The organism is Nitrobacter sp. Nb-311A (genome assembly GCF_000152905.1).
GTDB lineage: Bacteria > Pseudomonadota > Alphaproteobacteria > Rhizobiales > Xanthobacteraceae > Nitrobacter.
Genome location: NZ_CH672419.1, coordinates 130710 through 156581, shown reverse-complemented (window position 1 = coordinate 156581; position 25872 = coordinate 130710). Strand labels below are relative to the sequence as shown.

Sequence of the window (25872 nt, the reverse complement as noted above, 5' to 3'; positions counted from 1 at the left end):
TTCTCGAGAGTGAGCTGCCTCAGAGCACAACTATCCTCTCGGCTCTCGCACCGTCATCGTTCGCAGGACTGACTTCATCGTTCGTGATGTGGCTGCTCAGCGGCGGCACGCTGGCGATGCATCATCCCTTCGACGAGAATGTTCTTCTGCGGCAGATCGAGACCGAACGCTGTGACACACTAATCGCGCCAGCCCCGCTGGCGTTGCGGATGGCGGAAGCCGGCGCTCTGTCTTCCGTGCCGGGCCTGCGTCATGTCGTGGGTCTCTGGCGGGTTCCCGAACAGGTCGGATCGAGTGCGCTCTGGCCGGACAACGAGAGGCAGATGACGGATGTCTACCTGTTCGGCGAAGCGGGTCTTTTCGCGGCCCGCCGGGCGGAGGACGGCTCCCCTGCCCCGATCATGCCCGGTCCATATCGGTCACCGCCTCAAGTTCCCATATCATCGACGGCCGGCGAGATCGTTTTGACTCCGAACGGAACGCTGGGGCTGCGGGGGCCGATGGTTCCGATCGCGGCCTACGCCGCGCCGGCGCAGCCTTCGGATGCCTTCGGCACACCGCCGCCGCAACCGGACTATGTCGATACAGGCTATGCCGCCCGGATCGATCGCGCCACCGGCACCATCGCCATCACGGCTCCGCCGGCCGGCGTCATGGCCGTCGGCGGCTACCGGTTTCCTGAACAGGATCTCCAGGAATGGGCACGACGGCTCGGACCGAACGCCATGCTGACCGCACTTCCCGATCGCCTAAGCGGACATCGCCTTGCCGGGCGAGCCAGCGACAATGCTCGCGCTCGCGAGGCGCTCACGGAACTGGGACTGAACCCGTTGATGGTGGAAGCTTTTCGCGATCGTCCGGGGACCGGCTGATCAAATCCGGCGCCATTCATTGACGCTGCATTAAGGGCAACAAACTAGGATCGTGAGCCTTGGTACGTATCCGGGTTCGTGAAAGATGTCCCAACACGGTCCGCTCATCGTTGTCTCAAACGGCGAGCGAAAAGCATCCGTAGAAACCCCATCGTGCCAGACCATCTTTCCCGTCATCGACATCGATTGGTCGGAAGTCTCCGAGGGCATTGAACTCCTTCAACCTGCGGCCGTCTTCGTCCCCACGACCGAAGGCGCGGGCATCGGGTTGGATCACCTTGCCCGTCAGCTTGCCGCGATGCAGCCTTACGTTCCTTTGATTGTCGCCAATCCCGAAATGCCCTGCCCGGACAACGCACTTCCGTTCTCATCCCTGGACGGAGGGGGCGACCGGTTCGACAGGCGTCTCAATGCAGCACTGCGCGTGCGAACGCTGCACGCGACCGTACTCCGGCGACTTGCAAGCAACCCGGCAATAACTCGCCTGCCGGAGGGCGACCCGATCCGGGATGCGACCGTTCTCCTGATCGGGCGCGGCGTCGCTTATCCGACGCTATCGGTTGCTTTTGGCGAACGGCTCCGCGTCGTCGGGGCGCTGAGCATCGAGGCGGCTGCGAAACACCTCAACGCGCGCGATCTGGACGGAATCATCATCAGCGAAGGATTCAGCCCGCGTGTGATTGACGCGCTTTTAACGGTCCTGACGGAAGACTCGCGCTTTCGGAATTTGCCGATCGCGGTTACGTCCGGCGGCCGGTTGGCAACCTATGACCTTCCCAATCTCGAAGTGACGTCGGGCGAGCCCTATCATATCGTCAGTACATTTCTGCCGTTGGTTCGACAGCAGGCTTTCGAGGCGCGCCTCCGTCGTACGCTGAGGTCCATGGATGCGGGCGGTCTCCTGGATCCACGAACAGGCCTTCTGACCCTGGATGCTTTCCACCGTGAACTCAACTTCGCGATCCATCAGACCCGATCCAACGGCGCGAGCATCTCCGTTGCCCGGTTCTCTTTCGGTCAAAAGCACGAACGCTCATTGTTCGATGCAGCTCGTATTCTAAGCCGGCTCATGCGGCGAATGGATTTCGGCACGCTCGAACCCGATGGCTCGATCGTTGTGGTTTTCGCCGACGCTGATCTGCGCAATGCGCAGATCATCGCGCGACGCCTTTCGAGCGTGATGAAACATACGACGCACAACGTTAAACGCGCACCGCGGATCGATCCCCAGGTCGCCCTGACGACATCACGAGCCGATGACTCCGCAACGTCGCTTCTCACCCGCTTGAATGAAAAGGCGCGCGCGGCGTCGTAATGGTTGAATTACGCCGCCTTGCGATCCTCCGCGAGGTTGGCGAGCTGACGCATGATTTCGGTGGTGCCCATCAGGCGCTCCTCCGGAGTTTCCCAGTTCTGGAAGAACACCACTTTCATGTCGGGGCGAACCCTTGCGGCCTGTCCATGCTGGCGAATGAAATACACCAGCCGATCGGGTTGCGCGAACTTGTTGTCGCGGAAGGAAATCACGGCGCCCTTCGGTCCCGCATCGACCTTCTCGACATTGGCGCGGCGGCAATAGGCTTTGATGGCCGCGACTTTGAACAGATAGCGGACTTCGTCCGGTAACTGGCCAAAGCGATCGCGCAACTCCGCGGCGAAGTTATCGATTTCATCATCGGTATCGAGATCGGCAAGCCGTCGATACAACGATAGCCGAACCGCCAGATCAGCGACGTAGTCGTCAGGGATCAACACTGGCATCCCGATGGTGATCTGCGGCGACCAGCGATCGTCGGCAAGTTCCGTCACGCCGGTCTTGAGATTCTCGATCGCCTCCTCCAGCATCGACTGATAGAGTTCGAATCCGACTTCCTTGATGTGGCCCGACTGTTCCTCGCCGAGTAGATTGCCGGCGCCGCGAATGTCGAGATCGTGTGACGCCAGTTGGAACCCGGCCCCCAGGGTTTCGAGCGACTGTAAAACTTTGAGTCGGCGCTCGGCCTGCGCCGTGATCTTGTGCGTTGAAGGCAACGTGAACAGCGCATAGGCGCGCAGCTTCGAGCGGCCGACCCGGCCACGCAACTGATAAAGCTGCGCCAGCCCGAACATGTCGGAACGATGCACGATGAGGGTGTTGGCGGTCGGGATGTCGAGCCCGGACTCCACGATGGTGGTCGAGAGCAGGACATCGTACTTGCCGTCATAGAAGGCTGAGATGATGTCCTCGATCACGGTCGGCGGCATCTGGCCGTGCGCGACGGCAACCTTCATTTCCGGGACGTGCTTGTCGAGGAAGTCCTTGACCTCGGCCAGATCGCTGACGCGCGGCACGACGTAGAACGCCTGACCGCCACGATAGCGTTCGCGCAGCAGCGCTTCGCGGATCATCAAGGGATCGTGGGGCGCCACGAAGGTACGGACGGCGAGGCGATCGACCGGTGGCGAGGCAATGATCGATAGATCGCGCACGCCGGTCAGGGCCAGTTGCAGCGTGCGCGGGATCGGCGTGGCGCTCAGCGTCAGAACGTGAACGTGCGCCCGCAGTTGCTTCAGCCGCTCCTTGTGGCTGACGCCGAAATGCTGCTCCTCGTCGACCACTAGGAGCCCCAGGTCCCTGAACTTGATGGATTTGCCGAGCAAGGCATGGGTGCCGACGACGATATCCACCGAGCCGTCCGCCATTCCCTTCTTGACCTTCGTCAGCTCCTTCGTCGACACCAGTCGCGAGGCTTGCGCGACATTGACCGGAAAACCGCGAAACCGCTCGGTGAACGTTTTCGCATGTTGACGTGCAAGCAGCGTTGTCGGCACGACGACCGCGACCTGCTTTCCGTCCAGCGCGACAGCGAAAGCCGCCCGCAAGGCCACTTCGGTCTTGCCGAAGCCGACGTCGCCGCACACCAGCCGATCCATCGGCTTGCCGCTTTCGAGATCCTCCAGCGAAGCCTGAATAGCGCTGAGCTGGTCCTCGGTTTCCTCATAGGGAAAGCGCGCGCAGAATTCGTCGTAGAGACCGGACTGGACCGGCAGCTTCGGCGCGTCACGCAAATGCCGCTCCGCGGCGATCCTGATCAATTCGCCTGCGATCTCACGAATGCGGCTTTTCAGCTTGGCCTTGCGGGCCTGCCAGCCACCGCCGCCGAGCCGATCAAGTTCGACACTGGCGTGATCGGAACCATAGCGCGATAGGAGTTCTATATTCTCGACTGGCAGGAACAGCTTGGTCTCGTTGGCGTAACGCAGCTCCAGACAGTCGTGCGGCGCGCCGCCCACTTCAAGCGTCTGCAAGCCGACAAAGCGCCCGATGCCGTGCTCGACATGAACAACGAGATCACCCGCCGCAAGGCTGGTGACTTCCGAGATGAAGTTTTCGAGCCTGCGGCTGGCCTTGCGCGGCCGCACCAGACGATCGCCAAGGATATCCTGCTCGCTGATGATCGCGACAGATTCGGTTTCAAATCCCGATTCTATCCCGACAACGGCCAGCATGACTTCATTGCGAGGTGTTGCCTGAACGGTACGCCAGGTATTGACGCTTGTCAGGTTGAGCAGCCCGTGATCTTTCAGCATGCTCGCCATGCGATCGCGCGAACCCTCGCTCCACAACGTCACGACGACCTTCTTTCGCGTGGCCTGCAACGTCCGAACATGAGATACGACGGACTCGAATACGTTGACGGAAGCGTCCGCCCGTTCGGGCACGAAATTCCGCCCCTGCCGTGCGCCCGCATCGATGACATTAACGGTCTCGTCAGGCACCGCGAACGGTGACAGCCTCACCAGGGCAGCTTCATTGATGCGTTTCGTCCATTCATCCGGCGTCAGATAAAGACGGTCGGGCGGAAGCGGTTTGTAGGGCAAGCCGCCGCCGGCGTGCTCAAGGGCCTCCCGGCGCGCTTCGAAGTAATCGGTGATCTGCTTGAAGCGTTCGCTTGCGGCGTCTTCCCCCTGCGGCTCGATGACGATGGCCGCGCCGTCAAGATAATCGAACAGCGTGTCCATGCGTTCGTGAAACAGCGGCAACCAGTGCTCCATGCCCGGATACCGGCGCCCTTCGCTCACGGCCTCATACAACAGGTCATCCCGTTCCGGCGCTCCGAAAGCCGCGACGTATCCCATTCGGAAGCGCCGGATGGCTTCGGTGACGAACTGGAATTCGGAGATCGGGACGAGATCCAGCGAGCGTACATCAAACAGCGTGCGCTGGGTTTCCGGGTCGAATGACCGGATCGACTCCAGCGAGTCGCCGAAGAAATCGAATCGTACAGGCTGGTCGAGACTCGAGGGAAACAGGTCGAGAATTCCGCCGCGGACGGCGTATTCACCGGGTTCGCGGACCGTTGAGGAGCGATTATAGCCGTTATGCTCAAGCCATACGACGATCGAATCCATCGGCACCACATGGCCGGGTGCAACCGACAGAGCCTGAGACGCGACGATCTCGCGCGCGGGCACGCGTTGCAGGACCGCGTTGACCGTCGTGAGGACGATCAGAGGCGTCTCGCTGCCGGTCAGACGAGACAAACGCGCCAGCGTTGTCAGGCGCTGGGCAAGTAAGCCTCCATGCGGCGAGACCCGATCATAGGGCTGGCAATCCCACGCCGGAAACTGCATGACCGGAATATCAGGCGCGAAGAATTCCAGCCCGCGCGCCAGCTGCTGCATCCGCGGTCCGTCCCGGCAGACCACAGCCAGGCTGACCGCCGAGGCCCCCCGCCCGGCATTGGCCTTGATGGATCGTGCGAGGTCAGAGATGACAAGCCCTTCAGCGCCTTCGGCGACATTCGCGAGGGTCAGCGGGCGCCCCGGCGACAGCGATTCCGCAGGTGATCGTGATGCCGCTTTCATGAGTTGCGTTCCGGCCGAAATGACTTGATGCGATCGAACAGCGCCGTCCGATATTCGGAGGCCAGCGGAGCGCCGTCGTTCAGCGCAGCGTAGAGGTCAGGGTCCGGAACCTCGATCAGGCTTTCGAGATCGTTTAACTCCCCATCCGTCAATGAACCGATCTCCTCATCAACGAACCGGCCAAGAATCAAGTCCATCTCACGCATTCCGCGATGCCAGCAGCGATACAGCAGCCGTTTACGCCGGTCATCCAGGCCCTGGCTTGATCGCGTCGATCCCGTCATCCATCAATCCAATCAAACGCCGAAAGCCCGGACGAGCCGGGCCGGCCCCATATAGCCTTCGCGCTAACGGATGTCAGCACCCCTCTCGCGCATTGCATAATCAGGAATTTGCATTCAAGGCTTGCAGTCGATCCCGCTCACTTCGTCGAGTCGCTCGATGCGTCCCCCGCTGCTCAATCCGCTTTTTGCACCGGTGACCAGCCTGTCCGGCGTCGGTCCGAGACAGGACAAGCTGTTCCGGTACCTGCTCGGGCGCCAAGACACCCCGCGGCTGATCGATCTGCTGTTTCACCTGCCTGCAAGCGTCATCGATCGGCGGGCGCGACCCAGGATCCGCGACGCCGTTCCCGGCACCGTCGTGACGCTCGAGGTGACTGTCGACCGCCATCGCCCGGCGCCGCCCGGACGCTCGCGCGCACCGCATCTGGTCTACGCCAGCGACGAGACCGGGGACGTCGTGCTGACCTACTTCCGAGCCCAGCCGGGCTACGTCGAGAAGCTGCTTCCCGTAGGCAGTAAACGCTACGTGTCCGGCACGGTGCAGATGTTCGATGGCGCGCTTCAGATCGTGCATCCTGACCGGGTAGTCGATGAGTCCGGGCTGGCGGCACTTTCAGCCATCGATCCCGTCTATCCGCTCACGGAGGGTTTGGCGCTCGGATCCCTGCGCCGCGCGATCGCCCAGGCTTTGCAGAAAATGCCGGTATTGCCCGAATGGATCGATCCGAAGATTTTGCGCCGGTGCGGCTTCCCATCGCTGGAGCAAGCGATCCGCCGCGTTCACGCCCCCTTGGAATTGGCTGATATTCTGCCGGAAGGTCCGTTCTGGTCACGCCTCGCCTTCGACGAACTGCTTGCCGGCCAACTGGCGCTGGCGCTGGTGCGGGCGCAGCTTCGTCGCCCGGCCGGAAACCGGCACGCAGGCGACGGACACCTGCGCAACACGATCATCGATGCGCTTCCCTACGCCCTCACAGCATCCCAACGGCAAGCCGTCGCCGCGATCAGCGAGGATCTGCGGCAGCCGGTGCGGATGCTGCGGCTGCTTCAGGGCGACGTCGGCTCGGGCAAGACCGTCGTCGCACTGCTCGCCGCCGGCGCAGTGGCCGAAGCCGGCAAGCAGACCGCCTTGATGGCGCCGACCGAAGTTCTCGTCCGCCAACATATCAAGACCATCGCCCCGCTCGCCGATCGGGCCGGCCTGCGCGTTGCGATCTTGACCGGCCGCGAGAAAGGCAAGGAACGGCGCGAGATCACCGCGCGCCTTGCCAGGGGCGACATTGATCTGATTGTCGGCACTCACGCATTGATCCAGGATGACGTCACGTTCAGATCGCTGGCGCTCGCAGTGGTGGATGAGCAGCACCGTTTCGGCGTGCGCCAGCGCCTCGCGCTGACGGCCAAGGGTGAGGCTGTCGATGTTCTGGTGCTGAGCGCGACACCGATTCCGCGCACGCTGGTGTTGACCTATTTCGGTGACATGGACGTATCCGAATTGCGCGAAAAGCCTGCGGGCCGGCTGCCGATCGATACCCGCGCCGTCTCCGACCGCCGTTTGAACGAGGTGGTCGACGCGGTTGGCCGCGCCGTGAAGGCGGGCAGGCTGGCTTACTGGATCTGCCCTCTGGTTGAGGAATCCGACGCCGTCGACCTGAGCGACGCCGAGCAGCGCTTTCAAAGCCTCAAGGCTCGCTTCGGCGACAGGGTCGGCCTTGTTCACGGCAAGATGCGCGGTCCCGAAAAAGATCGGGTGATGGCGCAATTCGCATCGGGGGAAATCAATCTGCTGGTCGCGACAACCGTCGTCGAGGTCGGCGTCGACGTGCCGGCCGCGACCGTCATGGTGATAGAGAACGCCGAACGCTTCGGTCTTGCGCAGCTTCATCAGCTGCGAGGACGGATCGGCCGCGGTTCGGAACCTTCGACGTGCCTTCTGCTGTACCGGGAGCCGCTGGGCGAGATGTCAGCCGCCCGGTTGCGAGTGATCCGGGAGACCACGGACGGTTTCCGCATCGCCGAAGAGGATTTGAAGCTGCGCGGCGAAGGCGACGTGCTTGGCACTCGTCAAAGCGGCCTGCCCGGCTATCGCATCGCGCGCTCTGATGTCCACGCGCAACTCATTACGCTGGCCCGCGACGAAGCCCTGCGTATTCTGAAGCAGAATCCGAATCTCACGGGTGCGCACGGCGAAGCGTTGCGATGCTTGCTGTATCTGTTTGAGCGCGACGAAGCCCTGCCCCTGCTCGGTGCGGGCTAAAGCGTTTTCGAGCGAAGTGGACACCGGTTCGCGTCAAGAAAACGCGTCAAAACATAAAGATGGAGTCTCTCACCGCTTCCGTGAAGCGGTGAGAGATTCCAGGCGTCGTCAATCGACCTTTGCAGCCGTTGGGGACGCAAGACCGGAGGCATTTGCGACGCGCGCCGCTTCGGCCATCTCCGCGAGAGCCGCGAGCTTCTTCTGCGAATCGGAGCTTGGCTGAACGACGCCGGCGGACATGATCAGGGTTGCCGCTTCCTCCGTGCTCATGTCGATCTCGATGACCCTGCTCTTGGGTACGTAGAAGAAAAAACCCGTGGTGGGGTTGGGCGCACAGGGTAGGAACACGGAAATATGCTCTTCCTGAGCGGGGAGCCTGGCGGCAACGTTCGTGCTGGGCACTTGCGAAATAAGCACGATGGACCACATGCCGGGCGAAGGGAATTCGACCAGGCCAACTCTGCGGAGGCTCGATCCGGATCCGGAAAAAAGCGTTTCAAAGACCTGCTTGAGTCCGCGATAGATCGCTCGTACGACCGGCATGCGGCCGAGTACTTTTTCGCCAAGATCGACCAGCGTCCGGCCGATCAGATTGGCCGTCAGGAAACCGAGCATCGTCAGCGCGAACACCGCAACGATCAAACCCGATCCCGGCAATATGAAAGGCAGGTACGTTTCCGGCCGATATGCCATCGGAACGAACGGCCGCACCAGGTTGTCTACCCAGTTCACGAACCACCACGTCAGGTAAAGCGTTATCGCCACCGGACCCGCGACGATCAGACCGGTCAGAAAGTAATTCCGGAATCGCGCAATGAGCCCGCGAGGCATATCCGGGTGGTGGTCTTCTGGTGCGCCGCTCGAAGGGTCGTCACGCGTCATCGTGGTTCCAGATCATAAGACGTCGAAAAGGCTGTATCTGCTCATATAGGTATTCTAGCAAGTTTTGCATGGCGCGCGCGACGGACCCACACCCGACCATTGTCTTATTCGACGGTGACCGATTTTGCCAGATTGCGCGGCTGGTCGACATCCGTACCCATCACGACCGCGGTATGATAAGCGAGCAACTGGACCGGCACCGCATAGATTAATGCTGCAAAAGTAGCTGCCATATCGGGCATGATAATCGTCACCAGCGGTTTGACCGCCGCCTCCGCCGCACCCTTTGCGTCGGTCATGAGAATGATGTTGCCGCCCCGCGCCGCCACCTCCTGCATGTTGGACACGGTCTTTTCGAAGACGCGGTCATAGGGAGCGATCACCACCACAGGCATGTTCTCGTCGATCAATGCGATAGGTCCATGCTTGAGTTCACCAGCGGCGTAACCTTCCGCATGGATGTAGGAAATTTCCTTGAGCTTGAGCGCTCCCTCCAGCGCAAGCGGATAACTGGTGCCGCGCCCGAGGTAGAGGACGTCCCTGGATTTGGCGATCTCGCGCGCGAGTTTGTCGATCTGCGGTTCGGTGGCCAGCGCCTCCGACATCAACCGCGGAACTTCGATCAGACCGTGCACGAGCCGGGCTTCATCCTCCTCGGATAATTCGCCGCGCGCCTTGCCTGCGGCGATCGCGAGGGTTGCGAGCACCATCAACTGACAGGTGAAAGCCTTGGTCGATGCGACGCCGATCTCCGGACCCGCCAGCGTTTGCAGCATCGTTTCGCTCTCCCGTGCGATCGTCGACGTCGTGACGTTGACGATCGAGAGCGTGTGCAATCCATGATGTTTCGCATATCGCAGCGCCGCGAGCGTATCGGCGGTTTCGCCGGATTGCGAAATGAAGATGGCAAGATCGCCTTCGCCGAGCGGCGCTTCACGGTAGCGAAATTCAGACGCGATATCGATTTCGACGGCAAGCCGGGCCAGGCGCTCCAGCCAATATTTGCCGATATAGCCGGCATAGTTAGCGGTTCCGCACGCGATGATCGAGACCCGCCTGATCTCGCGAAAATCGAACGGGAGATCCACCGGAAGCGATACGCATTCGGTCGCCATGTCGACATAGCGTGCCAGTGTGTGTCCTACCACCTCAGGCTGTTCATGGATTTCCTTGGCCATGAAGTGGCGATAGTTCGCCTTGTCGACCAGAGAGGTCGAAGCACTGTGCTTGACCACCTCGCGCTGAACGATAGTGTTACGGTTGTCGTAGACGGTCGCACCGTTGTGAGTCAGAACGGCCCAGTCACCGTCTTCGAGATAGCTGATCGCGTCGGTGAACGGCCCGAGCGCAATCGCATCCGACCCCAGATACATTTCGCCGTCGCCATAACCGATCGCCAGCGGAGGCCCATTGCGCGCGCCGATCAGAAGATCATCGTCGGCTGCGAAAATAAAACCGAGAGCGAAGGCGCCGCGAAGTTGCGACAACGTCGCTCTGACCGCCTCGACCGGATCGATGCCGGCGGCAAGATAGCCGTCGACCAGATGCAGCACTGCTTCGGTATCGGTATCGGTTTCAAAAGCCGCTCCGTTCTTCTGAAGCTTCTCACGCAGTTCACGAAAATTTTCGATGATGCCGTTGTGAACGACGGCCACGCGCTCGGTCGCGTGCGGGTGAGCGTTGTTCTCGGTCGGTCTGCCGTGCGTCGCCCAACGCGTGTGCCCGATCCCGACCTGCCCGACCAGCGGCTCGGTCCGCAAGCGCCCGGCCAGGTTTCGCAGCTTGCCCTCGGCGCGACGACGCGCCAAATGCGCTCCTTCCAGGGTCGCAATGCCGGCGGAATCGTAACCGCGATATTCGAGACGCCTGAGCGAATCAACCAATAGATCCGCCACTGGACCGCGCCCCAGAATTCCTACAATGCCGCACATGCGGATCAATATCCCCCAAACGTCGAAAAATCGCGAAAAGACCGCGCCCTCTTAACGAAAACCCGGGACGTACGGAAACAATAATTATTGCCGATTGCGACAGTGTTAAATCGGCCGAATCACAAAGCCCGCGCACAATGTCCGTGCCTTTCTGGCATTCAGCTGACCGGCTTTTTCGTGAGCGACGCGTTCCCGCGAGGATGGAAGTCCGCCCGGCAAACCCGCCGCGGGTCAAGCATTCGATAATCCTGATTTGCTCGCCGACCGGCAATCCGCGGCATCGGGGATGCGCGCCGAGCGGCTCATGTGGCCAGGGTTAGAACCGCCTCGCGATTAAGCGCCCGATCGAAACAATTTTAGCGATTTCTGCAACGGGAGCCCAAATCCTTTTTGGCACTCTATGTGCATAAACAGTGAGGCGTGCATGAGTGAAGCCGAGTTTGATCGATTGCTGAGCGCAGTAAGTGCCGTGATCGCTCCGCGTATTGAAGAAGCCGTGCTGAACGCGCAGTCGGACATCGACCACATGCGTTTCGGCAAGCTGCCGCAAGCCGCCAACGATAATGAGGTGGCCTGGCCGTTCCTTCCGTTTCCCGAAGGATGGAACGGTGCTTGCTGAACTACGGCAAACTGGGCCGCATATCAGCAAAATAGAATATCTATCAGATAGTTGGCTTAAAAATTGATTGTATTGTGGAGGCCACGACCAGAATTGAACTGGTGTACACGGTTTTGCAGACCGTTGCGTAACCACTCCGCCACGTGGCCCCTCGAATCCGGATCAATATAGAGCATCGGCTGCTTAGGCAACCTGCTCCTGCAACTGTGGCGATGTTCTGCGATTTGACGGTTTGGACGCGGGAGGGGCCGGGTCAGGCGCGCGAGCGCCGATAGTTCCGGCGGCCTCTTGGTTTGGGCGCAAGTTCAGGCGCCCTTGCCTGTACATCCTGATATTTGGCCAGCATCCGCTCGAAGCTGGCAAGCAATGTCGTCTCAATGTCAGGCCGGCCTTCGAGGCCGGCGAGCATTATCGCCGCGGCCTCGATCGTAGCGAGTCCGTCGCGTCGCGGCTCCTTGCGCAGCTGGCCATAACGGGATGTCCAACGCGCTCCAAGAACAACGCGCTGGCACTTGAGCATCCACGGGTTGCGCCACCATAGCGCCTTGGCCTGACTCCATGTGCCATCCAACACCACGACGCCCTCGATATCCGCAAGCGCCCCGCGTTGATCGATTTCCATCTGACCGTTGCGGTCGATGGCGACGATGGCGCGGTCGGTGTTGAATCGCCCCACCCTGACCGAGCCAAGGTAGAGCACCGCCCAGCGCGAGGGATCATGCACCGGCCGGCCCAACGCCCGGGACAGGCTGGGCCAGGACAGACCGATCTTCAGCACAGCATCCTGAAAATGCAGCGCAGTCAGCCGAGCAGTTCCGAGCGCATTATCTTGCTCCTGCGGATGCTGCAGAAGGAGCAGCGAAGTCCGGTTCTTGATCGGCTCGATGCTGTCGCAAATACAGAACATTGCCAACTTGTGACAGCGTCGGCACTGCGGGAGCGCTTCACGTTCTACAGTGGAATTCTCGGAGTTGCTGGACATTGCTCGCTATACGCCGCGCCGATTCATCCCGCAACAACCGGTTGCTTCCCCTATTCGGCGGGCGCGGCAGCCGGTACGCCCTCGCCTCGTCGCCGCAACCGGTCGATCAAGAGGTAGATGACCGGAGTGGTATAGAGGGTCAGAATTTGCGAGACGAGAAGCCCGCCGATAATGGTAATTCCGAGAGGGCGTCGTAGTTCCGTGCCGGGACCGATCGCAACCACCAACGGTATCGCAGCGAAGAGCGCAGCCATGGTGGTCATGATGATCGGCCGAAAGCGCACACGACATGCCTCGAAGATCGCATCTGCGGATGACAATCCGCGTTGGCGCTCAGCATCCAACGCGAAATCGACAATCATGATGCCGTTCTTCTTGACGATGCCGATGAGAAGAATGATGCCGACGAATGCTATGATCGTCAGCGGCGTATTGGTGATCTGCAGAGCCAGGAGCGCTCCGAGGCCGGCAGATGGCAGGGTGGAAATGATGGTGAGAGGATGGGCGAGACTTTCGTAGAGAACCCCGAGCACAATATATACAGCGACAAGCGCGCCGAAGATCAATAGCGGCTGTCGCCCCGACGCATTGCGGAAATCAGCCGCGTTGCCCTCGAAGCTTCCGCGGATACCCTCGGGCATGTGCAACTCATCGACCGCGCGCTGAATGTTGGCGGTAGCGTCCTGAAGTTCCACACCCGGCAACGTATCGAAGGACACCGTCATCGAGGGAAACGATTGTGAATGATAGACACCGAGCGGCGACAGCTCACGCTGATAGCGAGCGACGGCAGACAACGGTACCTGCGCGCCGTTTGCTCCCGCAACGAAGATGCGCTCGAGGTTGGATGGGTCTTCTTGAAATCGCGGATCGATCTCCAGAATGACCTGATACTGATTGCGCTGTGTGTAAACGATCGAAATCTGCCGTTGCGAAAACGCGTTGTTGAGTGCGTTGTCGATATCCTGAACCCTGACTCCAAGGCTGGATGCTTTCTTCCGGTCGATTGACAGGGTCAGTTGCAGACCACCTGACTCGCGGTCGCTTGACACGTCCGTAATTCCTTCGACCGTTTGCAAGCGTTTGCTGACCAGGGGCGCCCACTTCTGTAACAACTCGAGATCAGCGCTGAAGAGCGTGTACTGGTAGTTTGAATCGCTCTGGCGTCCTCCGCTCCGGATGTCCTGTGCGGCGAACATAGTCAGCCTGATGCCTGGCAAGGGGCTAAGATTCCGGCGCATCCGGTCGATCACCTGTTGGGTCGTCAATTTTCCCCGTTCAGCCGGCGGCTTCAGGATAATATACATGAATCCCCGATTTGAGCCTCCGAGGGTGCCGCCGCCGATGGAAGAGCCGATTCCCTGTACGACCGGATCCGCCATCACGATATCCATAGCGCGCCGCTGGAGGCCGAGCATGGACTGAAACGAAATGTCGGCGGAGGCGCGCGTGAAACCAACGATGAAGCCGCTGTCGTCGATCGGGAAATAGCCCCTCGGCGTCTTGATATACAGTGTCACTGTCAGGGCGATTGTCGCAAAAAACACCAGCAAAGTCAGGATGGGAAAGCGGAGCACGACGCGCAGTGTGCGCGCATAAAACGTCACGATTCGTGAAAGAAGGCCTTCAACCAGCCGATCGAGCCGGGTCGTATCCATGGACGTCGCGCCTTTGATGTAGTGGGCGCAGATCATCGGCGTTACCGTCAGCGACACGATCGTTGACACCACGATCGCAAATGTGAGTGTGAGCGAAAACTCCCGCAGCAAGCGGCCGGCAACGCCGTCCATGAAAATCAACGGTGTGAACGCGGCGATCAACGACAGGCTGATCGAGAGCACGGTAAAGCCAATTTGCCTTGCTCCTTCAAGCGCCGCCCGGTAAGGTGGCAAACCCTGCTCAAGATTGCGGTACATATTCTCGATCATGACGATGGCATCGTCGACCACGAAGCCGACCGAGATTGCCAGCGCCATCAGGGACAGGTTGTCGATGGAGAAACCTGCCAGCCACATCCCGGCGCATGTACCAGCCAGCGCCAACGGAACCGATACGCCGGCTGCGATGGTCGGCGTAAGACGTCGAAGAAACGCAAATACGACCATCATCACCAGAAAGGCGGTCGCCAACAGCGTCCATTCCATGTCTTCAACGCTTGCCCGAATCGTGCTGGTGCGATCAGCGATGACGGAAACTTCGACGCCGCCCGGAATCCATTGCTTGAGTTCGGGGAGCAGCGCCCTCACCCGGTCGACAGTGTCGATGACATTGGCATCGCCCTGCTTGGTAACCTGGATCAACACCGCGGGCCGCTTGTTGAACCAGGCGATCGAGCGGCTGTTTCGCGTGGCGTCCTTGACATCGGCCACGTCCGAGAGTCGAACGAAATTCCCTCCGGAGCTTTTTATGATGATGTCGCGAAATTCGGACGCCGTTCGCATCTGTCGGTTGGTCGACAGCGTTTCGCTTTGACGACCGCCATTGAAGATTCCCACCGGGCCGAGCGGATTGGCGTTCACGATCGCGGTCCGGACGTCGTCTGTCGAGATGCCCGCGTTCGAGAGCGCGACCGGATTGAGAGCGATGCGCACAGCCGGCTGATCAGCGCCGCTCACGGAAACCTCGCCCACCCCCGGAACTTGTGAGACGCGCTGGACGATAACAGTATCAGCTACATCATAGAGGGCGCTGGTCGACATGGTTTTCGATGTCAGCGCCAGAAGAAAGACCGGTGACGCAGCGGGATTGGCCTTGCGGAATTTCGGTAATGTCGGGAGGTCTGTCGGCAGGTCGGCGAGCGATGCGTTGATCGCCGCTTGCACGTCGCGTGCTGCATGATCGATATCGCGCCCGATGGCGAACCGAACATGGATGCTCGTAGCGCCCAGCGCGCTCGTGGATGTGATTTGCTCGACGCCGGCGATTTCACCAAGGCGGCGCTCCAGCGGCGCGGCAACGGTAGCAGCCATTACCGACGGCGACGCGCCCGGCCGGTTCGCCGACACCCTGATCATGGGAAAGTCAACATTGGGAACCGACGCCACGGGAAGGAAGCCATAAGCGACCACGCCAATAAGGAACAGACCAATGGCGAGCAGCGTGGTGCCGACCGGTCTTCTGATGAATGGCTCGGAGATCGAGGCCATTATCTCATGTCCTCGGTCGCGCTTGGCGGCGGCTTCGAGCCGCCGGTAGGAACGGCCTGCTCAATTCGCTTGTTCAGCCGATCGAGCGCGAGATAGATCACGGGCGTGGTGTAAAGCGTGAGCAGTTGACTGAGCAGCAGGCCGCCGATGATCGAGATGCCAAGAGGAAACCGCAACTCCGAGCCGGTGCCGCTTTCAATTGCCAGCGGCAGCGCGCCGAACAGCGCTGCCAGCGTGGTCATCATGATCGGCCTGAATCGGAGCAGACACGCCTGTACGATTGCATCGGTCGAGGACATGCCTTGACGGCGCTCTGCCTCCAGCGCGAAGTCGATCATCATGATGGCATTCTTCTTCACGATGCCCATCAGAAGAATGATGCCGATCAGGCCGATAACTGACAGATCTTGTCCGAACAGCATCAAGGCGAGAATGGCGCCGATGCCGGCCGAAGGCAGCGTCGAGAGGATCGTAATCGGATGAATATAGCTTTCATAAAGGACGCCCAGCACGATGTAGATCGTGATCAGCGCGGCGAGGATCAGCCAGGGCTGGCCGGCGAGCGATTTTGAGAACTCCGCCGCATCGCCCGAAAATACGCCGACGATATTAGAGGGCATGCCGATGCGGGTCTCGATGGTCTTGACCCGTTCCACAGCGTCGCCCAGCGCCTCTCCCGGAGCAAGATTGAAGCTGAGTGAGGATGCCGGGAATTGCGCCTGATGGGAGATCGCCAGTGGCGCCGTCGTTCGGGTCAGCGTCGCAACCGCGGACAGCGGCACCTGAGCTCCGGCGACACCCGGCAGAAAAAGCTTGGAGAGGATCGAAGGGTCGCGCTGATACTGCGGCAACGCCTCAAGCACGACACGATACTGGTTGGCCTGTCCATAAACGGTCGATATCTGCCGCTGGGCGAAGGCATCGTTCAACGTGTCGTTGACAGCCTGGAGGCTAACGCCGAGTTGGCCTGCGCGTGCACGGTCGACGTTCAGCGCGGCTCGAAGACCTGCATCCTGCGCTTCCGACGAGACGTCCCGAAATAGCGAATCGCGACGCAATTCCTCGACCAGTTTACGGGTCCATTCCGAAACCTGGGCTGCATCCGTCCCCGTCAGAGTATATTGATACAGTGAACGGCTGGTCCGCGTGCTGATCTGAATATCCTGTACCGGTTGAAAATAGACCGTCATGCCGGGAATCGAAGCGACGCGCGTCTTCAGGCGCGTGATGATTGCAGCAACGTCGTCACGGCGGTCGCTGCGCGGCTTCAGCGTCATCACCAGACGGCCGACATTCGTGGTCGGATTCACGGAACCGGCGCCGATAACGGATACAACGCCCGTGACGTCCGAATCTTCCTCGATGGCGCCCGCTACCTCGGCCTGACGCCTTCGCATTTCGGCAAAGGAAACGTCGGGACCCGCCTCAGTTACGGCGGTGATCGACGCCGTATCCTGCAAGGGCAGGAAGCCCTTTGGCGCGACGACATAGAGCAACATTGTCGCCACGATCGTCGCGAAAACAAGAACCAATGTCGCGCGCTGATGTCGAAGAACCCATAGCAACGTCCAATGATACAATGCGACCAGCCGGTCGATACTGCGGTTGACCGCCGCCGCCCCCGGAACCGAAACCCCTCCTCCCGAGCGCTTGAGCAGCCGAGAGCACATCATCGGCGTCAAGGTAAGCGACACCACGGCGGACGTAACGACCGCGATCGTCAGTGTCAGAGCGAATTCGCGGAACATCCTTCCGACCAGCCCTGACATGAACAACAGCGGGATGAACACCGCGATCAGCGAAACCGTCAGCGAAATCACGGTGAAGGCGATCTCGCTGGCGCCCCGGAGCGACGCCTGCATGACGCTCTCGCCGTTCTCGATGTGCCGGACGATGTTTTCGATCATCACGATCGCGTCGTCGACCACGAATCCGGTGCCGATCGTCAGCGCCATCAGCGACAGGTTGTCGAGGCTGAATCCGGCGAAGTACATGATGCCGAAGCTGGTGACCAGCGACAACGGCAGCGCCACTCCCGCAATCAGCGTCGCCCTTAGCGAGCGCAGGAAAAGCAGAACCACAAGCGTAACGAGGACGATGCTGAGAATGAGCGTGAACTGAACGTCGTGAACGGACGCGCGGATTGTCACGGTTCGGTCACTGACGACGGTCAGCATGACACCGGCCGGAATTGCGCTTTGGACCTTCGGAATCTCCTCCCGGATCTTACGGACAACCTCGATCACATTGGCGCCGGGTTGACGCTGGATATCGATGACGACAGCCGGCGTTCCGTTATACCAGCCGCCGGTGCGATCGTTCTCCAGTCCGTCGACGATCCGGGCGACATCGCCGATCGTGACCGGAGAGCCGTTGCGGTAAGCGATAATGATGGGTTTGTATGCGTCGGCTGTCGTGATCTGGTCATTCGCCGCGATCGTGTAAGCCTGCTGCGCGCCGTCAAGCGACCCCTTGGGGCCCGAAACGTTGGCGTTAGCGATCGCGGTCCGCAAGTCCTCCATTGAAATGCCATAGGCGGCGAGCCGTGCGAGATCGGCCTGGACACGCACCGCCGGCTTCAGGCCTCCGAGCACGGAAACGCGGCCAACGCCTGAAATCTGACTGAGGCGCTGGGTCAGGATGGTGTCCGCAATATCGCTCATGGCGCGCAGCGAGACGGTGTCGGACGTCAGGGCGAGCGTCATCACCGGCGCATCGGCGGGATTCACCTTGGCATAAACCGGCGGATACGGCAGGTTCTTTGGCAGTATCCCCGCGGCAGCGTTAATGGCCGCCTGCACATCCTGCGTCGCGCCGTCGATATCCCGGTCCAGATTGAACTGGAGAGAAATTTGACTGAGCCCGAACGAACTTGTCGAAGTCATCGACGACAGCGACGGGATCTGCCCCAGTTGACGTTCCAGCGGCGCTGTCAGTAATGAGGCGACGACATCGGGACTGGCGCCAGGTAGCTGGGTCCTCACTTGCACTGTCGGGAAATCGACTTGCGGCAGCGCGGAGACCGGCAACGCCCAGTAGCCGAGCGCGCCTCCGATCATCAGCGCGATCCCGAGCAATGACGTCGCAATCGGACGACGAATAAACGGTTCCGAGACACCCATGTCTGATCAACTCGTCTGGCAGCGCGGTGCCGTGGGCTCGATTCTCAGCGCCGTACCTGTTGAAAATTATGGTCGAGCCTTCGGTCCGCCGCTAGATGATCCGCTTTTCTGCGCTCCGCTACCCGATTGATTTTGATCTTTCTTGCCTCGCCTGCCGTGACGCTCGCCGTCGCCGCCTCGGCGATCGCCGCGCTTATGCTGCCGCGCCTGCGGAGCGAGATCGGGCGTCGGCGCCTGATCGTTCTGACTGATCGTCACTTTTGCGCCGTCGGAGAGATTGGCAAATCCCGTCGTGACCACGCGATCCGTAAGAGCAATTCCCTTGGCGATCACGGCGTCCTTTTCATCCTGCTGCTGCACCGTCACCGGCTTGGCCGTCACAATGTCGTCGTCGCCGATTACATAGCTGAAGGTTCCGAGCGGACCGCGCTGCACCGCCGACGTCGGTATGACCGTCGCCTGTGATAGCGTTTCAACCTTGATCCGCACGTTGACGAACTGGCCCGGCCAAAGCTGAAAATGCTCATTAGGAAATTTGGCTCTCAGCCTCAACGTGCCGGTTGTCGGATCGACCTGATTATCAATACCGATCAGCTCACCCGTGTCGGCTACGGTCGTGCCGTCGTTTCCGAATACATCAACTTCGATGGCACCCTTGGCCGCTGCCGCATTCACCCGCGTAATCTGCTGTTGCGGAAGACTGAACTGGACGGAGATGGGCTGAAGCTGCGTAATGACGACGAGTCCGGTCGTATCCGTAGCATTGATGATATTGCCGCGATCGACCTGGCGCAGGCCGACGCGGCCGGAAATCGGCGCGACGATCTTGGTAAAGCCGAGCATCGCTTCCGCGTTATCGATCGCGGCCTGATCGGCTCTGACAAGCGCCTCCTGCTGGGCAACGACCGCCCTCTGGGTATCCGCCTGCTGCTTCGAACCGGCATTGGAAATGGCCAGCTGCTCGTAGCGTTTCAGATCGAGATGCATATTGGCCAGTTGCGCTTCGTCCTGGGCCTTCTTCGCGACCGTCTGATCGTACTGGGCCTGATAGATCACGGGATCAATTTCGCCCAGCACATCGCCTTTCTGAACATCTTGACCTTCAGTAAAGTTGACAGCGATCAGCTTGCCGTTGACCTGAGAGCGCACTGTGACGGTGTTCAGCGCCCGAACCGTTCCGACGCCGTCGAGGTAGACCGGCACATCCTGGATTCGCGGCGTCGCAGCCAGTACCGGAATGGCGCGATCGGAATGTTTTCGACCTCCGTCACGCGTCGTTCGCACTAGCGCGGTCCAGCCGAGATAGGCGAGCGCTCCGACGATCAGAAGCGTGATGACGATCCACACGAGACGCCGCCGGCCGCCGGCCGCCACCTCGCCAGGTAACTTTCCAGGCAACCTGTCGCCGGCTACTTTCGCTGTTTCGTCGAGACCCGGTTTAAAGAGCATTACCCGCCCTCTCGATCCTCGGCTCCCAGCCGCCGCCCAGGGCCTGATAAAGGCTCACGATCGCCTGTAACCGTGCAAGCTGCGCTTGCGATAGGACGTCCGCCGCTTGAAACAACGTCGATTGCGTGTTTAGCACGATAATGATGTCGGCGGTGCCAGCATGGAGCTGTTGCTCGGAGAGCTGGAACGCCCTGCGCGAAGCGGCCACCACCTCCCGCTGCCGGCGCAGTCTCTCGGTGGTCTGACGCACAGCAGTCAGCGCGTTGTCGACATCGGCGAACGCCGAAACCACTGTCTTGCGGTAAGTTTGAAGCAGTTCGTCCTGCTTTGCCCGCGTGAGTTCGAAATTGCCGAGGATCCTGCCGCCGTCGAAGATCGGCTGCGTCAGCGAGCCCGCGAGGTTGAAAAATGCGGCCTGGGGCTGAAACAACGCCACCAGCGCCGGACTCTGGTAGCCGCCCTGCGCGGTCAACTGAATGCTCGGAAAAAACTGCGCCCGCGCGCTACCGACATTCGCGGTAGCCGCCGCGAGTTGCGTCTCCTGACGACGGATGTCCGGGCGCTGCGTCAACAACTCGGACGGCAACCCCGGTGTCACCCGTGGTGCGGTAATCTGGTTGAGCGAACCGCCCTTGACCTTCACGCTTTCCGGCGGGCGAGCCACCAACGTCGCGAGCGCGTTGATATTCTGTACAAGCGTCTGTCGAAGTGACGGAACGGCCGCGCGCAGATTCGCCAACACGCTTTCCTGCTGTGCCACGTCGAGGTCGGATCCGGTGCCGGCGCTCAGCCGCTGTTTGAGCGCATCCAGGATACGCGTAGCGCTGGCGATGTTGCGTTCGGCAGTGCGAATGCGATCCTGCGCGGCAAGAACCTGAAAGTAGGCATTCGCGACGCTGGCGAGCGTCGTCAGCGCGATCACATCGCGGTCAAAACGGCTTGCAGTGGCCGTCTCCACCGCGGCCAACATGGCATCGCGATTTTTGCCCCAGAAATCGATTTCATAGCTGGCGGCGCTCAACGTTCCTGCATAGTTCACCACCTCCCGGCCCCGGTTGGTCAGGCCGCTTAAACTCGAACCCGACGTACGGAAATAGGCTTCCTGTCCCCCGACGCTGACGCTCGGCAATAACGCCGCGCCAGCAATCTGGGCTTGCTGATCGGCCTGAATGATCCTCGCCGCCGCCGCTGCGATGTCGAGATTGACGGTCTGGGCCTCTTCCATCAGGCCGGTCAATTCAGGGGAGTGAAAACCACGCCACCAATCGAGCGCCGGCAAGGCGTCGGCCGCGGTCGTACGCGCAGCTTTATACGCCACCGGAATATCCAGCGCGGGATCCGGAATATCCCGGGTTAGAATGCAGCCAGCCGACGCTGCGGCCGCCGCCAACACCGGGAGGAGCATAGCGGAACGCCAAATCCACATCGCGCATCTCTGAGGATCGCCGAAAGCCCTAGCAGGGGAAGCCCTCACACCGGTCCCCCCGGGGAAGGCAGCAGCGGCGATAGGTATGGACGTGAGCTTGCAGCGTCCCAACACCCACCTTTTCTGAAGTAAAGCGACGTGGCCACCGGCAATAGTACTTTCTCTTAGAACCACCCCATTCTAACTGTCCGGACAGACGACGGACAGTGCTGCCGCGCCAAGAACATTAGATGCATTCCACTAGCGTCGCAGCTCTGGTTTTTCAGGAAAGGCCCGATTTTACGGTCTTTCTTGAATCTCCGGCCGACGCGAATCCGACAATCTTACCAAGATTTCATGCGGGTGCCGCGAGGATCTGCCCCGCCTGCCCTAGGGGCTGTTCGGCCTGGAAGGCGTCCCTTACGGGACGCGGCGTGCGCTCACTTGTACCTCCCCCGCCCCTCAACTAGGGTTGTCCCGGAATCCTCCCTCCGCCTAATGAGAATTTTGAATCGCATGAGAATCGATAACGACGTCGTAGAAGCGATCGGCAATACACCCCTTATCAAGTTAAAGCACGCCTCGGAAGCGACGGGATGCACCATTCTCGGCAAGGCCGAGTTCATGAATCCGGGTCAATCCGTCAAGGATCGCGCCGGCAAACAGATGATTCTGGAAGCCGAAAAACGCGGCGATCTCAAGCCGGGCGGTCTCGTGGTCGAAGGGACGGCAGGCAATACCGGCATTGGTCTTGCTATTGTCGCCAGCGCGCGCGGCTATCGCACGATGATTGTGATCCCGGAGACGCAAAGCCGCGAAAAGAAGGACATGCTACGCCTATGCGGAGCCGAACTGGTCGAGGTCCCGGCACTTCCCTACAGCAATCCGAATAACTATCAGCATATCGCAAAGCGTCTCGCCGCCGAACTGCGTAAATCCGAACCCAATGGCGTCCTGTTTGCCGACCAATGGAATAATCTCGACAATCCGAAAGCCCATTACGTTTCCACAGGACCCGAAATCTGGGAGCAGACGGGCGGAAAGGTCGATGGCTTCATTTGTTCGATCGGCACAGGCGGGACGCTTGCCGGAGCAAGCGCTTTCCTGCGGGAAAAAAAGAAGGATATCGTCATCGGCGTCGCGGACCCCCGCGGGGCGGCCATGTATGAGCTATTCAAGAACGGCGTAGCCAAGCCGAGTTCGGGAGGTTCAATCACCGAAGGGATCGGGCTCGGGCGGGTGACGCCGGTGATTGCCGACGCCAAAGTTGACGAAGCCTATCTCATCCCGGACGAGGAGGCCGTTCCGGTGATCTATGATTTGCTGGAACACGAGGGGCTTTGCCTTGGCGGTTCGACCGGCATCAACGTCGCCGGCGCGATTCGTCTCGCGCGCCAGTTGGGGCCCGGCCACACCGTCGTGACGATCCTGTGCGACTCAGGCAACCGCTATCAATCGAAACTTTTCAACCCGGACTTCATGCGCTCCAAGAACCTTCCCGTACCGCAATGGCTCGAGAAACGAAGCACGGTGAAGATTCCGCTCGCTCCGGTTTAAGGCCGCTCCAGGCTTACCGCAGAATCTGGCTTAGGAAGAGCTGGCTTCGCGGGTGTTGCGGGTTGGCGAAGAAACTCGCCGGCGTATTGGATTCAATGATCTGTCCTTCGTCCATGAACACGACGCGGTTAGCGATCTCTTTGGCGAATCCCATTTCGTGCGTAACCACAAGCATGGTCATGCCTTCTTCAGCCAGATCCACCATCGTGTCGAGAACCTCCTTGACCATCTCGGGATCGAGCGCGGACGTAGGCTCATCGAACAGCATGACCTTGGGGTTCATCGTGAGCGCGCGAGCGATCGCCACGCGCTGCTGCTGGCCTCCAGACATCTGTCCAGGATATTTATTGGCCTGGTCAGGTATCTTGACGCGTTCCAGGAACTTCATCGCCGCCGCCTCGGCTTCCTTTTTCGAAGTGTTGCGGACCCAGATGGGAGCGAGCGTGCAGTTTTCGAGTACCGTGAGGTGCGGAAACAGATTGAAGTTCTGAAAGACCATTCCGACTTCGCGCCGCACCTCGTCGACGCGCCGCAGATTGGGGCCCAGCTCAATTTCATCGACGACGATACGCCCTTCCTGAAACTCCTCCAGCGCGTTGATGCAGCGGATCAGCGTCGACTTTCCGGAGCCTGACGGCCCGCAAATGACGATGCGTTCGCCACGGGCGACGTCAAGATCAATGTCCCGCAGCACATGAAAACTGCCGAACCACTTGTTGAGACCGATGATGGAAACGATGGCGTCCGCATCTTTCATTGGTATTCCCAAAACTCAGTTTCGCCGATGTGCGTTCAGTCGATGCTCCACGAACAGGGAATATCGCGACATGCTGAAGCAGAATGCGAAGTAGATGAGTCCGGTGAATGCGAACCCGGTGAACAGCGTGGTGGGAGTCGCCCATGCGGGATCCGCGAACGAAGCCCGCAAGATCCCGAGCAGATCGAACAACGCAACGATCGAGACCAGCGAGGTATCCTTGAACAGCGCGATAAAGCTGTTGACCAGTCCGGGGATGACATTCCGCACCGCCTGCGGCATCACGATCAGGCCGGTGGTCTTCCAATAGGACAGGCCAAGCGCATGAGCGGCTTCCGCTTGTCCGCTCGGGATCGCCGCGAGACCGCCGCGAATAACCTCTGCATTATACGCCCCTGCGAACAGAGCTATGCCGATCAGGACCCGAACCAGCCCATCGATGGTAAAGTTTCCGGGAAGAAAGAGCGGCAGCATGTAGGTCGCGAAGAACAGTACGGTGATCAGGGGGACGCCGCGCCAGAATTCGATGAAGGCGATCGAAAATATCCGGATCAGCGGAAGCGTGGAGCGCCGTCCCAAAGCCAGCGCAATTCCGATCGGTATCGACGATACGATGCCGGTCACCGACACCACCAACGTCACCAGCAAGCCACCCCAGAGACGGGTATCGACAACCGGAAGTCCGCCGCGATCGAGATGCATGACCGCGATAATCAAGCCCATGCCGACAAACGTCGTCAGGCTCGTGAACAACGTGCGCCAGCCTCCGCGAAATCCGCCGCTCAACAGGAAGAGCAGCAGCGAAACGATCGCAGCAGTGCAACCAAAATCGTACCAGACCGGTTGACCGGAATCCTGAAGCCGATCCCGGAGCGACATCACCGGCGACGCCAGCAAGTTCAGCCCGTCTCCGATCGACGCAACGGCGTTTCCCAGCAGTCGCAAGATCGAACCGAATTCGCCTGCCTCCCCAGACGCGGCGAATTGCCGTCCAGCGTCGCCAACGCTGTCAGCCAGGCTGGACAGAAGCTCGGCGGTCCAGCTCACGCCAAATCCGGTGATACCTCCGCCATGCAGCAGAAAAAATGCCGCGACCGGAAAAGCGACAAAGAACAAACCGGCATTGAGACGTTTGGCAGGCAACCGTGGAATGAGAAGCGGCAGCAACAAGACAGCGGCCAGCAGGAACGTCAGATTGACCCGCCACCGTTCGGGTTCCGGGTAAAAGCCGTAAATGAACTGGGTAATCTTCGCCTGGACGAAGGGCCAGCACGCCCCGATTGATTGACTCGCATCGGCTGCCAGACACGACGTTCGGTTCTGACCCTCCCAGACCGCATCCACGAAGAAAAACCGAACCGCCGGAACAAGAAACAGCCATAGCAGCGCAGCTCCCACCACCGTAAGCAGCGCGTTGCTCGGGGAGCTGAACAGACGGATCCCAAGAAGGCGGACCAGGCTCGTCGTCCTGACGGGTGCACGTCGCTCCGGAACGAGAGCGACGCGTACGAACGATGGCGCCGGCCGAGCGGTCATGCACCCACGCTCCGTGCGATGCGCCAGGAGTAGACGCTCATGATCCCGCTGGTCACCAGCGAGATCAGCAGATACACGCCCATCGTGATCGCGACGATCTCGATGGCTTGTCCGGTCTGGCTGAGCGTCGTCCCGGCGAACACCGAAAACAGGTCCGGATATCCGATTGCCACAGCCAACGAGGAATTTTTGGTGAGGTTGAGGTACTGGTTCGTCAGCGGCGGC

The 25872-nt window shown here is 60.4% G+C and carries 15 protein-coding genes, 1 tRNA gene and 2 pseudogenes; 5 read left to right on the top strand and 13 right to left on the bottom strand.

What is annotated here, in order from left to right:
• Positions 1–872, top strand: a pseudogene (locus tag NB311A_RS15540) (AMP-binding protein); the annotation flags it as partial.
• Between the two features lie 85 nt (positions 873–957).
• A complete protein-coding gene (locus NB311A_RS15535) occupies positions 958–2187 on the top strand; it encodes a GGDEF domain-containing protein (protein ID WP_009799619.1) in 1230 nt (409 codons plus the stop codon).
• A gap of 8 nt (positions 2188–2195) precedes the next feature.
• Here the strand turns inward: NB311A_RS15535 and mfd are convergent, their stop codons facing one another.
• Positions 2196–5720: a transcription-repair coupling factor gene (gene mfd / locus NB311A_RS15530; protein ID WP_009799620.1), complete on the bottom strand. Its 3525-nt coding sequence runs from the start codon at positions 5718–5720 to the stop codon at positions 2196–2198.
• Entirely contained in the window at positions 5717–6004 is a 288-nt protein-coding gene (locus tag NB311A_RS15525) for a succinate dehydrogenase assembly factor 2 (protein WP_009799621.1), read from the bottom strand. The genes mfd and NB311A_RS15525 overlap by 4 nt, the downstream gene beginning before the upstream one ends.
• 157 nt (positions 6005–6161) lie before the next feature.
• On the opposite strand from NB311A_RS15525, the gene recG reads away from it, so the two are divergent.
• Positions 6162–8261, top strand: coding sequence for an ATP-dependent DNA helicase RecG (gene recG / locus NB311A_RS15520; RefSeq protein WP_009799622.1), 2100 nt, complete (start codon positions 6162–6164; stop codon positions 8259–8261).
• A gap of 108 nt (positions 8262–8369) precedes the next feature.
• Here recG and NB311A_RS15515 read toward each other — a convergent pair whose 3' ends face one another.
• Positions 8370–9143: a DUF502 domain-containing protein gene (locus NB311A_RS15515; protein ID WP_040675533.1), complete on the bottom strand. Its 774-nt coding sequence runs from the start codon at positions 9141–9143 to the stop codon at positions 8370–8372.
• A 104-nt stretch (positions 9144–9247) separates the two neighbouring features.
• Positions 9248–11074: a glutamine--fructose-6-phosphate transaminase (isomerizing) gene (gene glmS, locus NB311A_RS15510; protein WP_009799624.1), complete on the bottom strand. Its 1827-nt coding sequence runs from the start codon at positions 11072–11074 to the stop codon at positions 9248–9250.
• 424 nt (positions 11075–11498) lie between these two features.
• On the opposite strand from glmS, the gene NB311A_RS15505 reads away from it, so the two are divergent.
• Positions 11499–11693: a hypothetical protein gene (locus NB311A_RS15505; protein WP_009799625.1), complete on the top strand. Its 195-nt coding sequence runs from the start codon at positions 11499–11501 to the stop codon at positions 11691–11693.
• Between the two features lie 75 nt (positions 11694–11768).
• Here the strand turns inward: NB311A_RS15505 and NB311A_RS15500 are convergent.
• The 6 genes from NB311A_RS15500 to NB311A_RS15475 all read right to left on the bottom strand — a co-directional run bounded on the left by NB311A_RS15500 (position 11769) and on the right by NB311A_RS15475 (position 21818).
• A tRNA-Cys gene (locus NB311A_RS15500) sits at positions 11769–11842 on the bottom strand.
• Positions 11843–11946: 104 nt separating this feature from the next.
• Entirely contained in the window at positions 11947–12675 is a 729-nt protein-coding gene (locus NB311A_RS15495; RefSeq protein WP_040675530.1) for a tRNA-uridine aminocarboxypropyltransferase, read from the bottom strand.
• 50 nt (positions 12676–12725) lie between these two features.
• Entirely contained in the window at positions 12726–15821 is a 3096-nt protein-coding gene (locus NB311A_RS15490; protein WP_009799627.1) for an efflux RND transporter permease subunit, read from the bottom strand.
• Positions 15821–18943 carry an efflux RND transporter permease subunit gene (locus NB311A_RS15485; RefSeq protein WP_009799628.1) on the bottom strand — a complete coding sequence of 1041 codons (3123 nt, stop codon included), beginning with the start codon at positions 18941–18943 and terminating at the stop codon, positions 15821–15823. The genes NB311A_RS15490 and NB311A_RS15485 overlap by 1 nt, the downstream gene beginning before the upstream one ends.
• A 66-nt stretch (positions 18944–19009) precedes the next feature.
• Entirely contained in the window at positions 19010–20392 is a 1383-nt protein-coding gene (locus NB311A_RS15480; protein ID WP_009799629.1) for an efflux RND transporter periplasmic adaptor subunit, read from the bottom strand.
• On the bottom strand, positions 20382–21818 hold the full coding sequence (locus NB311A_RS15475) for an efflux transporter outer membrane subunit (protein WP_050752131.1): 1437 nt from the start codon (positions 21816–21818) through the stop codon (positions 20382–20384). The genes NB311A_RS15480 and NB311A_RS15475 overlap by 11 nt, the downstream gene beginning before the upstream one ends.
• 495 nt (positions 21819–22313) lie before the next feature.
• On the opposite strand from NB311A_RS15475, the gene NB311A_RS15470 reads away from it, so the two are divergent.
• Entirely contained in the window at positions 22314–23354 is a 1041-nt protein-coding gene (locus tag NB311A_RS15470; protein ID WP_009799631.1) for a cysteine synthase A, read from the top strand.
• 13 nt (positions 23355–23367) lie between these two features.
• Here the strand turns inward: NB311A_RS15470 and NB311A_RS15465 are convergent, their stop codons facing one another.
• The 3 genes and pseudogenes from NB311A_RS15465 to NB311A_RS15455 form a co-directional block, all read right to left on the bottom strand.
• Positions 23368–24111, bottom strand: a complete 744-nt coding sequence (locus NB311A_RS15465) for an amino acid ABC transporter ATP-binding protein (protein WP_009799632.1) — start codon at positions 24109–24111, stop codon at positions 23368–23370.
• A gap of 15 nt (positions 24112–24126) precedes the next feature.
• Positions 24127–25647 carry an amino acid ABC transporter permease gene (locus NB311A_RS15460; protein ID WP_009799634.1) on the bottom strand — a complete coding sequence of 507 codons (1521 nt, stop codon included), beginning with the start codon at positions 25645–25647 and terminating at the stop codon, positions 24127–24129.
• A pseudogene (locus tag NB311A_RS15455) lies at positions 25644–25872 on the bottom strand (amino acid ABC transporter permease); the annotation flags it as partial. The pseudogene NB311A_RS15455 and the gene NB311A_RS15460, both read right to left, overlap by 4 nt.